Consider the following 14,537-nt stretch of genomic DNA (forward strand, 5'->3'; position numbering starts at 1 on the left):
CTGTGAGTATCAGCTTGTCAGAGATTCGGAAGCATGTACGCATGTTTTTTATTTTTGCGAAGAACAGCTTGGTCGGTTACATGGAATACAAAGCGAATTTCTACTCCGGTTTGATCATGGAGACCGTATTTCTGTTGTCCAAGCTGATCTATATCGTCTTCGTTTACCAGCTAGGGATCGAAATTAACGGAATTTCTCCTGACCAGATGATGATCTTCACCGGGACCTATACGATTATGATCGCAATCTATACAGGACTGTTTATGGATAACTTTTATAGATTTGCCGGCCATATCCGCAACGGGACGCTGGACTTGTATATGACCAAGCCGCTATCGCTGCAGTTCATGATTTCATTCCGGCACGTGAACTTCGCGTTTCCGATTCCGAACCTGATCGCCGGGATTACGATGATCGTATTGGCCTGGCGGCGTCTTGGCATCGAGCCAAGCTTTATCCACTTGGCCGGATATATCGGCGTGATCTTGAGCAGCACGATCGTGACCTACTCGGTGCTTCTGCTTCCGCAGATTCTTGCCTTCTGGACGGTGAAGTCCGGTTCGATCTTCGACATACTGGACAAATGTTGGGATTTGAACAATATGCCGATGTACATATACCCCAAATGGCTGCGGAGAATAGGACTGTATGTCGTGCCTATCTTGTTTATCACCAACATGCCGTCGGTTTATTTGATCGACCGGTTGGACTTGTTCCTTGGGATATGGATTTTTGCAGCTCCTGTGATATCGCTTCTAGTGGTCAGGCTGTTCTGGAAGCTGGCCGTCAAACACTATGAGAGTGCCAGCAGTTAGAGATATGCCCCAAAAAAATTGTTGAGAAGGTGAATCGGATGAGCAGGATGGAGCACAAGAGCTTTTCACCGCAGACAGAAGCCACTGCCAAGAAGCGGCTGCACAACGGGATCGAAATCTATCAAAACAACGAAGGAGAAACCGAGTTCCTCTACAACGAGATTTTCCAGAAGGAGATGTATTTCAAGCACGGGATTACGCTCCCGGATCATGGCACGGTCATGGATGTCGGGGCTAATATCGGCATGTTCACCCTGTATGTCAGCAGCAAGAGTAACTGCAGGGTATATGCCTTTGAGCCACTGCCTCCGACGTTTAAGCTTTTGAAGATGAATACGAGCTCGCTCTCTCGCGTAACAACGGTTAACGTCGGGCTTTCCAATGAGATCAAGGAAGCGGAGTTTGCCTATTTTCCTACGATGTCCACGGATTCTGTCCAGATCAAATACCGGGAGAACCACGATCAGGATCTCCGGTACGGGTTAATCAACCATTACCGGGATGACTTCGCCGACCCGCGCATGCTAAACCGGTTTGTCGATCATCTGATGTCGCCGAAGCTTCTGAATGAACAAATCCATCGCTGCAAGCTAACTACGATCTCTGAAATGATCCGCCATTACGATCTGAACCCCATTGATCTGCTCAAAATCGACGTGGAAAAAAGTGAGTTCGAGGTGCTGGAAGGCATCGATCCGGAGGATTGGGGTAAAATCAGGCAAATTGTCATGGAGGTACACGGACTGGATGAAGAGCAGATCAGCAGGCTCGAGAACATCTTCCGAACCAACGGCTTCAATGTCTCGATTGATTACTACGAAGATTTGAATATCCCAAATTACTATAATGTGTACGCGTTGAATCAAATGCATACATCGGCTGGGTGATAGTTATGTTACAGCATCTGCATGCAATGTTGGTATGCTCTAGCTGCAAGGGCGAGCTGGCCCAGTCGGAGGCATTGCTGCAATGCCGCAACTGCGATGCAGTATATACGATCGATCATCGTTATGTTTCGATGATCGACCGGCGTGAGCAGATTGTCCACCCTTCCGATTGGAATCGTAAAGAGGGCGAAATTCGAGATTATAGCGAGATTTCGAATGCTCTTGCGCTTTCCGGCATAGGCCGATTCGCAACCTTCTTAAACTATGGTTACGTCTCGAACGGTAATGAGCAACATGCGGTGATCGAGCCCGACGATGGATGGAATAGAAATTCAGTCAAGCTGTTACTCGAGACAGTAGGCAGGACGGTGATCCGGGATCGGCAGGTTATCGACATCGGATGCGGCAGGGGAGGGAACATAGCAGCTTTGTATAAATATTTCAAGCCTCTGTCTATTGTCGGTCTCGACATCTGCCCGGCGAATATTGCGTATTGCAGTGCCAAATCCCGATGGGCTGAAGCTTTCTATCTCGTCGGCGATGCGGAGAATATACCGTTTGCAGACGGGAGCTTCGATGTTGTATTGAATATGGAATCCGCGCATGCCTATCCGAATCGATCACGCTTCTATGAAGAGGTGTACCGGATAATGAGAACTGGCGGCGTATTTCTGTATACGGAGCTGATGCTGGAAGATCAGGTAACGCAGAACGTGAGGCTGTTAGAGGAAGCAGGCCTGTCTGTAATCCGCAATCAGGATGTGACTTCGAATGTCCTTCTGTCGTGTGAGGAGAATGCAAAGCAACGTACGGGCACTCAAGGGATTGCGAATAACGCCAACGCGAGCACCAATATTGGAGATATCAGTGATTTCATCGCATTGCCCGGCTCGAAGAAATATGAAGAGATGAAGGCTGGAACGCGGCAATACCGTATGATGAACCTGGTTAAGAGGTAACATAGCCTTAAGATCGACAATAACTTTAGTATAGGAGAAATATTTTATGGATGAAATTGTTTCCCTGGATACCTTTCAACCCTTCGACGGCATGATCAAAATGTTTCCTCATCATAATTTTCCTTATTTTAGTTGCGACTACAATTTGTTATTAACGCTTGCCAATTATTTCGAAAAAGATGAGTTGCCGATTTTGAATAATGTCATTAGTATTTATAGATTTGATAAACAAAAAATACAAACCAGAGGATATTTCAAGTTAGAAGTGTTGAATCTCGAGGATGAAGAGAAGATACTTAAGGAAATGGGTATCTCTGTTCGTAGAACATCTCCTGCATTAGATACTTTACAAGATGAGATCATATACTCTATTTCTAGGGGTAATCCGATTTCCATTTTTATTGATTTATTTTATCAACGCGGGAGAGACTTTTACTATAACAAAAAACATGGACTGCATCCTGTTTTTGTCTATGGCTTCAATTTAACGAACGGGGAAATATATACGGTTGATGATATTACAGAATACAGACAATATTCTCTACCATTTTCAGAATTTAAATTGTCTTGCCTGACTCCGGAACACGTAAAGATGCCAAATTACTTTTGGGAATATGCACTAGTGTCCCCCGCTGATCATGAGCTCTTGAACCATAAGAAGTCAGCACACACCAGCATCAATAGTTTTGTAGATAATATGTTCAGGTATCAAAACGAAATCACGGAAGGTTTGAATAATATATTGTTGTTGGCAGAAAATTACAAGCTCATTCTAACCAATGAAACGATTATAGAAACACTAAGCAGTACTATTTATAGAAAATGTTCTGAGAAATACAGGTTAAATACGCTCTATAAGTATAACCTTGATCATATCAATGCCAAGGATACGCTTAACCCGTTACTGGACCAAATTATTAATGACTGGAAGACGGTAAGGTTCTATTCGAATAAAGCCATCATGTCCCAAACGTTCACTGGGGAAACCATAGATAAGTGCATGGGTTTATTTACAAAAATATATAATAATGAAGTGCATTTTCATCATCAATTTTATTTAATGTTAGAGGCTGCAAGCTTGAAAAGCTGAACCAACAATGTGAGTCAGGTAACCGGGTAGAGTATCAGATAGACCGCATACCTTTGCGAGAGGGGGCGGTCTTTTTGTTTTTGCACTATATTCCATTCCCACCCCATATTCTCCTTTTTTCTGGAAGGTTGAGCCGAGAAGTGTGTCTATTTTCGTAATATATTAAAATCATTCGTGCATTTCCCGTATTTAGACTTTCCCTTCCAGTTGCTAATATGAAAGCTGTTACAGCCTAATCATCCGCTTTCGTGAATGCGTTTACAAACATTGTCTGCTATTAGGTTCAGAGGGAGGTGCAGGATTGACTGTCAAGCCAGACTTGGCGTAACCAAGGGTAAGAATCTCCATAAGAAAAGGAGTCAAACTTAGATGAACAGTAGAAAATATGTAGTCAGCATCTCCCGCCTTCTCGTTATCATCATGTTGTTCTCCATCTTCACGTATACTCCCGTCCCGGCTGCTGCGGCTGGAGAGGAACCGTCCGTTGAACTGAGCGACCTCATTGCGCAAGCCGAAGCTCTAAAAACCGGCAATGCGGAATTCCCGCTCCAGGTCAGCCAGTCTGTCTATGGTTCCGTCTACGGTTCTGATGTGAACCGGGCTTTGCCCTGGGTGCATGTAGACGAACTCCAAGCTCTTAATGATGCGCTTGAGCTTGCGCGTAATGCGAACACGCCGGCCGACGAAGCTATTGCAACGCTGAAAGAAGCCATAATGAATTTCACTGCAAATATCAAATCAGACGGCTCCGATCCCTATTTCCGGCTTGATCCGGGTCCGGGTAAGGTTCCTGTAAAAGTTACCGCGCCTACGAATGCCTGGAAGGCAAGAACTCCGCTGGATAACCGTGTCCCGGCCGACTTTGCCGGCGGGACATTCAAGACGATCGCATATCCTTTTGCAGATGCCCAAGGGAAAGCGGAAGTGCTCCAGATTAATTACGCCCATAACGGCAAAAGCACCTTCGGCGGCATCAGTCTGGAATCCCCGTTGTCCCCGGCCGTCAATGTCACAGCGGGTTCAACGATTGAATTCGATGTCTACTATCCGAAGAGCGCGCAAGGCAAATTCATGAGATGGAGAGTCAGAAATGCCAGCGATAACCTCGACAGCTACCTCAGGGAATACCAGTACAACAACTTGAATCCTGACTGGGTGGGCAGCTACAACGGCGAATCCTGGCTGAAGGCGCATCACAGTATTACCGCCTCAACGGGCAATTCCTCGAACTTCATTCTTGAGCTTCATGGGGAGAATGCCCGTCCTGAAGAAACCGGTATGCTGCTAGTCTCTAACATTGAGATTACCGCTCCTGATCCGAAGGGTGTTGCGCTTCCGAGCGTAGTCAATAAGGAACACCAGAGTGCCGTAGCGCCTCTAAAGAGTCTGTACAATAAGGAGAATGGCCTGTTCATGGTCGGCGCGATCGGCACCGGACCTGTAAACGGAACGAGAGCCAATCACTATGAGATCTTCGTTGACGGCAACAATCTGAAGGCCGATGGCACGCATCCCCGTGGTCCGGAATGGCTGAAGAATGTGAACGGCGAGGCCATGAACGGCGCAACCACTGCCCCTGGCTTAGCGGAGTATAGCTTCCCTACCAACTCTTATCAGGCGATCAGAGATTCTGGAACTCCCGGGCAGTACAAGTCTCACGGCCATGTTCTGGCATGGTACAACCAGGCTCCGGGATGGATGACACAGATTATTCCTGCGAACCTGTCCTCCGGGTATACCGGGGGGGCCGATTTCTACGGACTTGGCAATGGTGTCACAACCACGGTTAAGGTAGACAAAGAGATGGCGAGAAGAGTGCAGTTCAACCATACGATGTATGTGATGCGGCATTTTCTGACCACAGATACGAAGTACGGCTCCAGCGAAGCCCGTGGTATCATTCCCTTCAATTCCTGGGATGTACTTAACGAAGAGGTACACGAGAGCCGCCACAGCGAGCTTATCCTTGAGGATCCGAACAGCTGGAGAACGAGCCTGAAGCATACCAACTGGCTTGTTGCCATGTCAGATGATGAGATTGGCGGCGATATCACCAGCCATTACATCTATCTGCTGTTCAAGAATGCGCACATCGCGGCTCCCAACGCCAAGATGGCGGCAGCTTACAAAGCCAACTACGCTAACCTTCCAGAGTACATGAAGCTGGATGGACACGATACTAAAGGCAGCATTGACAGTTACATCGTTGACAATCCTCCGAAGCTGACCTACAACGATTACGGGGTTGCCACCCGCAGTAAAGCTAGAACCGTATATAACATGGTTCTTGAATTAAATACCGCATGGCGCTCCGATCCGCTGTATGACGGAAGACCCCTGATCGAAGACATCGGAATCCAGGGACATGACGCGGTGGGTAAGACCCTTGCCAGCGACAACCAATATGCGATGGCCCTTTATGCCTCTCTCGTTGACCGGGGGCTGCTGTCGGGTATTACCTATTCTGAGCTTGACCTTAAGGTGCCGACCGATGCTCCAGGAGGAGGCGCAACTGCTCCAGCAGCGCTCAATGTGAGACAGTCGGACGCCCTTGGATATCAGTACGCGCTGCTGTACAAAATGTTTAACAAGTTCGCCCCGTATATCGATCACATCATCAGCTGGGGCGTAACCGGTTCCGGATGGCAGGGAAGCTTTGTCCTGTTTGACGGTCAGAGTAATGCAAATGCCGGTTACTATGGTGCTATGAAGCCGGACCGGTTCATTCTGGGACATTCGTATCTGGATGATTACTTTGCAGGCGAATATCAGACTATTCAGAATAATAAAATCGACCTTGGCGACCTTGGAGTCTATACACCTAATAGTGTGAATGCAGACCTCAGCAGCCTGACACTAAGTGCGGGAACACTCGAGCCTGTATTCAACGCAGCAACCACAGAATACGAGGTGTCCCTGAAGGATGCCGGCAGCATTACTGTGACAGCAGCAGCGGCAGACAGCAGGTCAACCCTTAAAGTGAACGATAAGGTGGTTGCCAGCGGTACAGCTTCCGAAGCTATAGCGCTGACACCTGGCACCCAAACAGATATAAAGATTGAGGTCACAGGGGCAGACGGCAGGGTCAAGACGTATACCCTGAAAGTAACCAACAGCAAGACGGAGACTCCGTCCACTCCGGAACCAGGAACACCATCTGCAACACCTGAACCAGCAACACCAGCACCAGCAACGCCTGCACCTGGTGGAACCTATTCAACGTCTGCACCTGTTGCATCTGCGACACCTGCACCAGCAGCACCTGTTGTAGAAGGACAGAAAGTAACCATGCAGGCAACAGTGAACAATGGAACCGCAATGGTTAAGGTAGCAGATCTGGCAAAAGCAAAGGAACTCATCGAGAAAAATGTGACGCTGGACATCCCTGCCGTGCAAGGAGTGAAATCATACTCGGTAGGCTTGCCTGCTGCAGCACTGACCGGCGGAACCAAGGATAACAAACTGACCATTTCGACCGAATTCGGTCAGGTCGTTATTTCCGGTAATATGTTGACAGGCACACCTGAAAGCAGCGGCAAGGAAGTATCGCTGGAGATTGGAAAAGGTGACAAGTCGGGGCTTCCGGCGGAAGTAAAGGCGGCTCTAGGCGATAGACCGATCATTCAGCTTAGCCTTAAGACGGACGGAAAAGAAACGGCCTGGAGCAATCCTGGTGCACCTGTTACCGTATCCGTACCTTACCAGCCGTCTGCGGATGAATTGAAGAATCCTGAACGGATTGTTATCCGGTATATTGACGGAAATGGAAATGTTCTAACCGTACCGAGCGGACGTTATGATTCCAAGACCGGTATGGTAACCTTTACAACTACTCATCTCGGCGATTTCGCAGTAGCTTATGTATCCAAGACATTCACAGATCTCGGAAAGGCAGCATGGGCGAAGAACGCGGTCGAAGTCCTTGCATCCAAGGATATTCTCAAGACTGAGGGCGGTGAATTCCATCCGTCAATCGAGATCACCAGAGCAGATTTCCTGTACTCCCTCGTCAGGGCACTTGGCTTGACTGCGAAGGTAAATGGAAACTTCAGCGATGTACAGGAGAATGCTTACTACTATAATGAGATTGGAATGGCCAAAGCGCTTGGGATTACGAATGGCCTGGACAACGGCAGCTTCGGCAGCGCGCTTAAGATCACCAGACAAGACATGATGGTGTTGACCGAGAGAGCCCTGAAGCTCGAGAAGAAGCTGAATAGCCAGGGGACGGCTGCGGATCTGGAGAGATTCTCCGACAAGTCCAAAGTGGCCTCCTATGCGGTGAACAGCGTAGCCGCCATGGTGAAGGAAGGGCTCATCGAAGGCAGCGGCAACAAGGTCAATCCGGCTGGCAACACCACCAAAGCTGAAGCTGCGGTATTCCTTTACAGACTGTATAATAAGTAAGAGATTTGCATAAAAACAGGATATGCCCAATAGACCGCACTCCTTTTGCCAGGAGGACGGTCTATTGGCGTTTAGGGGACAGTAAGCTTTTCTTAATTAAAGCAAATGTCCGCCAGACACTTCAATGTCCTGGGCTGTAACCCACCCGAACTCATCCGACAGCAAGCTCACAATAACCTTTGCAATATCTTCGGGGTGGCCAATTCTGCCAAATACAGATTGCTCAGCCAGCGGCTTAATGAATTCGGGATGTTTATCAAATACTCCATCGCCGAAATTGCTGTGCGTAGGACCAGGCGACACGGCGTTGACCCGGATTTGGCGAGGTGCAAGCTCTTTGGCAATGTAGCGGGTCCAGGTTGAGAATGCTGCTTTTAACGAGCCATAGACGGAGTAGCCCGGAAAGGATTGATTTTTGGATGAACTCGTGGTATTGACAATAGCTCCGGCGTCCTCCATGAATCCGGCAAGCTGTTGTGTTAGAAAAACCGGTCCTTTGAAGTTCGTATTCAGAATCTTGTCGAAATATTCTTCACTCATCTCAGTGAACAGCATGGGTCCGCCGATGCCGCCATTATTCACCAAGTAATCAAAAGTTGTCCGGTTCCAAATGTCTTGGAGACTCTGTTTCACTTCTTGAATAAAGCCCGCAAAGGTTGATATCTGAGTCAGATCCAGCTTTAATGCGACTGCCCGGACACCTGCATTTTTCTCGATTTCCTTTACGACATCTTCTGCCCGGTCCTTATAGGAATTGTATGTGAGAATGACGCTAATTCCGCGCTTGCCAAGCTCCAGCGCTGCCGCTTTTCCAATGCCATTACTTCCACCCGTTATTATCGCAATTGTCATAAGATCCTCCTTGGTTTGTGTTCGGCTTGGTTCTAATTGTAGCCGCAGCTGCGTCACCAAAATAGACCTGAAAATGCCTATTGATTGCCTAAAAGCACCATTCGTGTGATAAACTATGTGCATGAAAAATGTCCTTGAAGAAATAATGGATCTGATGAAGGATGCGGGCACCAGGCAGATTGAAACCGGAGTACCGGGGCTAAGTATGATTAAGGGAGCGATCCCTCATCATCAACTTGCAGCGCTTTACGAGCCGATGATTGGTTTCACGGTTCAAGGAAGAAAGATTCTATCGATCGGGGGGCGCAGCACGGAACTGGCAGGACCATCTTATTACGTACTACCAGTGCATGTTCCTGCAACGGCGGTTGTACATCCGGACCGCTGTGGCCAGCCTTACATGTCCCTTGGTCTCAAGTTGAATCAGAATATTCTTCAGAGTCTGCTAAGAGATCTCCAGGAGAATCTATTACCGGCTGCTTCCGGGCAATTCGCAGCTTGCGACATGGATATTGAATTGATGGAGGCCTGGCTGCGTTTATTGCGATTATCGAAAGCGCCAAGAGATATTCCGGCTCTTGCACCAGCTTATGAGCGCGAAATCCTGTATCGCGTACTGATGGGACCACAGGGAGGGTATCTGAGGCAATTTGGTCAGCGGGAAAGTGATTTATCCCGGATATCCCAAATTGTAAAATGGTTTCGGAGTAATTTTATGAGGCCCATAGACATTGGTGAGCTGGCATCGAAATCGGGTATGGCTATAAATACTTTTCACCGTCAGTTTAAAAGGGCCACGGGGTTAAGTCCTATTCAATTTCAAAAGCAATTAAGGCTCCTGGAGGCCAGAAACCTCATTGCCTTCGAGGGCTATCCGGTAGCAAGTGCTGCATATCATGTTGGCTATCAAAGTCCCTCACAGTTCAACCGGGAGTATTCACGCTTCTTCGGTGCATCTCCAGCCCGTGACACGGAGAGCCTAAGACGAATTGAAAGCATGAGAGATTAGAAGGTCATGCCAAGGGCCGCGGGAAATGCACTGTGGCGTGAGCCAACTGCTGGAAGTACTTCGCCAGCGCAACTACGTCTTCGAACTGGTGCTCACAAATCTGTTAACCACTGTTAACATGCGTTAACACCTGTGGTATAGTATAAGCAGAACGGGCGTACAATGCTAAGAGAGCCGTGCGCTAACACGACTCTCTAGAGCAATAGCCGCTTTTAAGGGCGGTAGGCCTCAACAAAAGGATACGACAAATAGACCGCACACCTTTGGTGGGAGGGCGGTCTATTTGCGTTTATCGGACAGTAAAGCTACGATAAGCAAACCAAAGGTTAGCATCAGCATCATTGCTTCAAACACTGTCACAAGGCATCCCTCCCTTCTGAGAGAGGTAGCCGACCGACCCTTTAAGCCTATTCTATTGCTCAATCAGTATAGCATATCAAATGCCGTAGTATTACCTATGTTTGGAAAAATTTTGACGTAAATGCGTATTTAGTATGTGTAAAGAGCAGCCCCCAATACGGGAGCTGCTCTTATTTGCGTTTGTTCTTACAAACCGCCGTCGGAACACAACCTATAACTTCTCCAGCAGCTCAGTATAATAACCGTTACCGTTCCGCTTATCCAGCTTCTCCGCTGTGGCGAGAGCCAACTGCTGGAAGTACTTCGCAAGCGCAGCGACGTCTTCGGACTGACGCTCACACGGGTGGCCGGCCGGAAGCTTAACCTGGAAGCGGATGGATTCTTCCGCCAGACGGCGGAACATTTTGGCGGAATAGGCGTTGAAGATCATCTGATCGGCCGGGTTCTCATGATCGAGCGAGGAGGCGATATACTCTTCGAAGACCTCCAGCGCCTTGACTGGATCGGTCAGGGTCAGGTAACCAATATGCTCTCCCTGATGATACAAGAAGTCGCGGTTGCCTTTGACCAGCTTGTAGCCCTTCTTCTGAAGCTTATCCGCTTCCGCTTGGCGGCCCAGCCGCAGGAGAGGGAACAGCACCTTCGTAATGGTCACATGCGGGACCTCACCGCAGGTCATCCGGCCCTTGAGAATAGGCTCGGCTGCCTTAACGGTTGCTTCGTCGTCTCCCTGCTTCGCCAGGAACTCGACCAGGCCATGCTGCTCACAAGCCTCACAATCGCTCATCTCGTCCCGGTCCATGGTCTGGACAATCGCCCATTCGGCCTCTGAAGCTTCCAGCTCCCCGAAATCTTCGAGGATATTCGCCCGGTAATAGTGATAGGTCCGGCTGCTGTAGCCTTCCGCTGCGAAGCGGGTCTTCATATCTTCCAGCAGGTTCTCAATCTGAGTGCGGCTAATATCTGCAAAAGCGGTAATGCGGTCCAGCACCCACTTGTACGACCACATTAGGCTATAATCATCGAACCGGCCCGGGTTCTTGTCATACTGCCCCAGCTGCCAGGAAAAGGCGACTAGCGCCTTCATCGGATACCCGTGGAAGCTGCCCAGCTCTACGATTTCGCTGCGGGCCTCATAGCCCTGGTCGATATCTCCTGCGGCATCGGCCACCCGTACCGCCTGCTCCAGCAGCTCCAGCTTAGCCTTGCCGCCCGGCAGGTCATAGGCTTCCTCCATCAGATCGTCAAAATCCATCTCGGTAAGATTCATCTATTCGTCTCCTCCTGTGGCTTGATTAGCCGTCAATCCCCAATCAATGAATTGAATAATGCCCTGGTTCAGCAGCGCGATCTCCTGGCGGTTCATCGGATAATGTCCCATCATCAGCGCATTGCAGTACAGCATCTCGACAATGGAGGGCAGCATCTTCTGGTTCGCCTGGTGAAATGCCCGCCCGATGACAGGATTATTCAGGTTGAAGTAGAGTGTGGCGTATGCCGTCTCCTTAAGCGAAGCACCCAAGCTGCCCAGCACGGAGGCTAGGGCATCGGTGCTCACTTCTTTGGTTGCTTCCATTACACGCCACTGGGCGGACTCCTCAGACAGCGTGTAGAGGACAGGAATCTCCTCTGGCTTGAAGCGGCGCAGCTGCACCTGGCAGCGGAACTTCTGAAGTACACTGTCTGCGAGTCTTACGGACTCATAGTAGTCCAGCCGCTCTTGAGGGGTGATATCGGTGAAGGATAACGACACCTCCTCTGGCAGCAGCCGTTCCGTCTGCACATCCGGGTCAATGAGCGGCAGCCGGGCCAGCAGCTCGGCATCATAGATATACCCGCCGTTCACCACCAGCATGGATTGGGCCGAAGCCACGTGGGTAATCTGGCGGTATTCGTCAAGCGTCGCCGTGAAGTACAGGGGAGGCTGCTGCTTCAGCTCGCCAAGCGTCTTTCTGCCATACGTGCTCTCAAACGGCAACCACTCGTGAATGATAGAATAGAACGATGAATCTTCCACTGCGAGAGCCTTCATGGATAAGGCATGTAGTGAAATGATCGATTGCAGGCGATCCGGGTCGTACTCGGCCATCCGCATCAATTCCTGACGAATGGAGCTCCCGAGCTCTTCCCGCACCTGCTCCAGCTGGGCATTCTCGTAGAAATGCTCCCGCGAAGCGGTGGGCTGCAGCTCATTGGTCCAGATCAGGCATTTCACGAAGAACGCCCAGTCCGGCAGGATATTGCTGGCAGCTTCGGAGACCAGCATGTGCTTCAGGTATACCCGGTGATTGCGTTTGGCGTTCAGGTTCACCGCGTGCGGCAGAATGAAGGCGATGCCTCCCGTCCGGCCTGAGGCGGTGTGCAGGGGAATGAAATCGCGGAACGTCTCTCCCAGCACCTGCTTACCGAAGGACAGCACCTCGTCACGATGCTTACGGGCCAACTGCGGATCTTTGACCCACGGCGGGGTCAGCGGATTAATCAGGCGGGTGTTACGGTCCGACACCAGCTGGATCGGATAAGGCAGCAGAGCGCCGTAATGGAACAGCCCTTCCTGCAGATTGCTCTCCTCGAAGTAAGCTTCGGACCCTTCTTTACAACGCAAAAAAACCTTGGTGCCCGGAGCGTGCTCCCCTTCGAGCTTGCGGATCGTATAGGTGCCGTCCGGCTTCCCGCGCCATTCCAGTGCAGGGCCGCCCTTGGCGGATTGGGTAACCATAACGATATCGTCACTCACCATGAAGCAGGACAAGAGCCCGATGCCGAACCGCCCGATGAAAGAGGTATTGGTGGAGAGAAAGTCTTCGCCCCGTTTGGAGGATTGTCCGATCATGGCCAGGAACTCATGAATCTCTGCCTCGTTTAACCCGATTCCGTTATCTTCTACCAGTAAGGTCGCCCCGGTAGAGGTCCCGCTGACCTCGACATGAATCTTGCCTTCGTATCCAGCGGGGGAATAGGCCTGCCGTGCAGTAATCGCGTCTATGCCATTCTGGAGCAGTTCTCTTAAGAATACCTTCGGGCTGCTATACAAATGGTTAGACAAAATGTTGATCATACCGCTTAAGTTCACCTGAAAACGGTACGTATCCTGGTTTTGGTTCTCCATGTTTGTTCTCCTATTCTGTAATCAATTGATATGTAGACAGATGCAACCCTATGTATTACCCAGAAGCTGCATTATAAGAAACAGATATTCCCAATCCTCCTAATTTCCCTGCCTTGAAAATACAAAGAAACCCAAGGTCTTGATTCACCTGGGCTTCCCGCCAATCTATTCTTAGTCCGCCATCTTCACCGCACAGACCCGCAGCCGCCGGTAGTCGGCGATCCATTGGCCCTGCCGGTAATGCTCCGGACGCAGCTGATCTTCCACTTCGCGATAGATCGCAGTCTTGTCTTCTGCACTGACATCGTAGAAGAAGTCATCGGCCATCATGTCGAGCCAATCCCGGATTCCGCTCTCGCCCTGCAAGGGAGTCGGCCGTTCGAAATGCTGGGCCAGCGTGACGAGGAAGCCATGCGCCTCCAGCACGGCCGTATATTCTCCGATGGTGGGGAAGTACCATGGATTGCGTCCCTGCGGATCATAGCCATGCGCGGACAGTGCGGCCTCGGTCGCATTCACCAGCGCGGCAACGTTGCGGTAGCCGCCGAATTCGGCGACGAACCGTCCGCCGGTCCGCAGTGCGCTTGCTACCGTCACGGCAACTGCGTGTGCGTCCTTCATCCAGTGCAGTGCAGCGTTGGAGAACACCGCATCGAAGGTCCCGGAGGTTCGGTATGTGTAAGCATTCTGGGTGCTCAGATTCAGATGCGGGTACTTGGCACGGCCGCGTGCAATCATCTCGGGCGACAGATCAATGCCAACAGTCTCCGCTCCGGCGGATGCAATCTTAGCCGTCAGGTCGGCCGTCCCGCAGCCGATATCCAGCACGCGTTCACCGGGCTGAGGCTGGAGCAGAGAGAGGACATCGCCGCCCAGCTTGGAGACGAAATCCAGTTTGTGATCATACGTGTCTGCCTGCCATTGGTTATTGGAAGCCGGCTCATTCATGTACTTCCCCTCCTTATGAAATTCAGTATAGTACTGCATAGCTTATAAATGAAATATATAGTTGCTATACAGTTGATAAGCATTGCCTATAAGTGTGCTGC

The 14,537-nt window shown here is 50.0% G+C and carries 11 protein-coding genes; 6 read left to right on the forward strand and 5 right to left on the reverse strand.

Annotated elements, in window-relative coordinates; all coding sequences use genetic code 11:
- The first annotated feature begins 2 nt into the window (after positions 1–2).
- The 5 genes from NST26_RS02895 (at position 3) to NST26_RS02915 (ending at position 8,158) form a co-directional block, all read left to right on the forward strand.
- Positions 3–815 (forward strand): ABC transporter permease, encoded by an 813-nt coding sequence (locus tag NST26_RS02895; RefSeq protein WP_209875455.1) that lies wholly within the window; start codon positions 3–5, stop codon positions 813–815.
- Positions 816–853: 38 nt separating this feature from the next.
- A complete protein-coding gene (locus NST26_RS02900) occupies positions 854–1,702 on the forward strand; it encodes an FkbM family methyltransferase (protein ID WP_340978449.1) in 849 nt (282 codons plus the stop codon).
- 26 nt (positions 1,703–1,728) lie between these two features.
- The gene (locus NST26_RS02905) at positions 1,729–2,661 is read left to right on the forward strand and encodes a class I SAM-dependent methyltransferase (protein WP_340978451.1); all 933 of its coding nucleotides are present in this window, start codon (positions 1,729–1,731) and stop codon (positions 2,659–2,661) included.
- Positions 2,662–2,707: 46 nt separating this feature from the next.
- Positions 2,708–3,751: a hypothetical protein gene (locus tag NST26_RS02910; RefSeq protein WP_340978452.1), complete on the forward strand. Its 1,044-nt coding sequence runs from the start codon at positions 2,708–2,710 to the stop codon at positions 3,749–3,751.
- A 369-nt stretch (positions 3,752–4,120) separates the two neighbouring features.
- Entirely contained in the window at positions 4,121–8,158 is a 4,038-nt protein-coding gene (locus tag NST26_RS02915; RefSeq protein WP_340978453.1) for an S-layer homology domain-containing protein, read from the forward strand.
- A 96-nt stretch (positions 8,159–8,254) separates the two neighbouring features.
- On the opposite strand, the gene NST26_RS02920 is transcribed toward NST26_RS02915, so the two are convergent.
- Positions 8,255–9,010 (reverse strand): SDR family NAD(P)-dependent oxidoreductase, encoded by a 756-nt coding sequence (locus NST26_RS02920; protein WP_209875447.1) that lies wholly within the window; start codon positions 9,008–9,010, stop codon positions 8,255–8,257.
- Positions 9,011–9,131: 121 nt separating this feature from the next.
- Between NST26_RS02920 and NST26_RS02925 the strand changes: the two genes are divergently transcribed.
- Complete coding sequence (locus tag NST26_RS02925; RefSeq protein WP_036730866.1) at positions 9,132–10,019, forward strand: AraC family transcriptional regulator; 888 nt, start codon at positions 9,132–9,134, stop codon at positions 10,017–10,019.
- A 279-nt stretch (positions 10,020–10,298) separates the two neighbouring features.
- Here the strand turns inward: NST26_RS02925 and NST26_RS33955 are convergent, their stop codons facing one another.
- The 4 genes from NST26_RS33955 to NST26_RS02940 form a co-directional block, all read right to left on the reverse strand.
- On the reverse strand, positions 10,299–10,379 hold the full coding sequence (locus NST26_RS33955; RefSeq protein ID WP_445165090.1) for a putative holin-like toxin: 81 nt from the start codon (positions 10,377–10,379) through the stop codon (positions 10,299–10,301).
- Positions 10,380–10,590: 211 nt separating this feature from the next.
- Positions 10,591–11,649, reverse strand: coding sequence for a hypothetical protein (locus NST26_RS02930; RefSeq protein WP_339253494.1), 1,059 nt, complete (start codon positions 11,647–11,649; stop codon positions 10,591–10,593).
- Positions 11,650–13,488 (reverse strand): HSP90 family protein, encoded by a 1,839-nt coding sequence (locus tag NST26_RS02935; RefSeq protein ID WP_339253496.1) that lies wholly within the window; start codon positions 13,486–13,488, stop codon positions 11,650–11,652. It abuts the gene before it with no gap.
- Between the two features lie 171 nt (positions 13,489–13,659).
- Positions 13,660–14,436 carry a methyltransferase domain-containing protein gene (locus NST26_RS02940; RefSeq protein WP_339253497.1) on the reverse strand — a complete coding sequence of 259 codons (777 nt, stop codon included), beginning with the start codon at positions 14,434–14,436 and terminating at the stop codon, positions 13,660–13,662.
- Positions 14,437–14,537 lie beyond the last annotated feature (101 nt).

It is taken from the genome of Paenibacillus sp. FSL R7-0128 (genome assembly GCF_038002245.1).
Taxonomy (GTDB): domain Bacteria; phylum Bacillota; class Bacilli; order Paenibacillales; family Paenibacillaceae; genus Paenibacillus_AQ; species Paenibacillus_AQ silagei.

What these genes read in the sequence shown, in the direction of transcription:
- NST26_RS02900 (WP_340978449.1), top strand. Translation starts at nt 854, where the DNA reads ATGAGCAGGATGGAGCACAAGAGCTTTTCACCGCAGACAGAAGCCACT.
- NST26_RS02905 (WP_340978451.1), top strand. Translation starts at nt 1,729, where the DNA reads ATGTTGGTATGCTCTAGCTGCAAGGGCGAGCTGGCCCAGTCGGAGGCA.
- NST26_RS02910 (WP_340978452.1), top strand. Translation starts at nt 2,708, where the DNA reads ATGGATGAAATTGTTTCCCTGGATACCTTTCAACCCTTCGACGGCATG.
- NST26_RS02915 (WP_340978453.1), top strand. Translation starts at nt 4,121, where the DNA reads ATGAACAGTAGAAAATATGTAGTCAGCATCTCCCGCCTTCTCGTTATC.
- NST26_RS02920 (WP_209875447.1), bottom strand. Translation starts at nt 9,010, where the DNA reads ATGACAATTGCGATAATAACGGGTGGAAGTAATGGCATTGGAAAAGCG.
- NST26_RS02925 (WP_036730866.1), top strand. Translation starts at nt 9,132, where the DNA reads ATGAAAAATGTCCTTGAAGAAATAATGGATCTGATGAAGGATGCGGGC.
- NST26_RS02930 (WP_339253494.1), bottom strand. Translation starts at nt 11,649, where the DNA reads ATGAATCTTACCGAGATGGATTTTGACGATCTGATGGAGGAAGCCTAT.
- NST26_RS02935 (WP_339253496.1), bottom strand. Translation starts at nt 13,488, where the DNA reads ATGGAGAACCAAAACCAGGATACGTACCGTTTTCAGGTGAACTTAAGC.
- NST26_RS02940 (WP_339253497.1), bottom strand. Translation starts at nt 14,436, where the DNA reads ATGAATGAGCCGGCTTCCAATAACCAATGGCAGGCAGACACGTATGAT.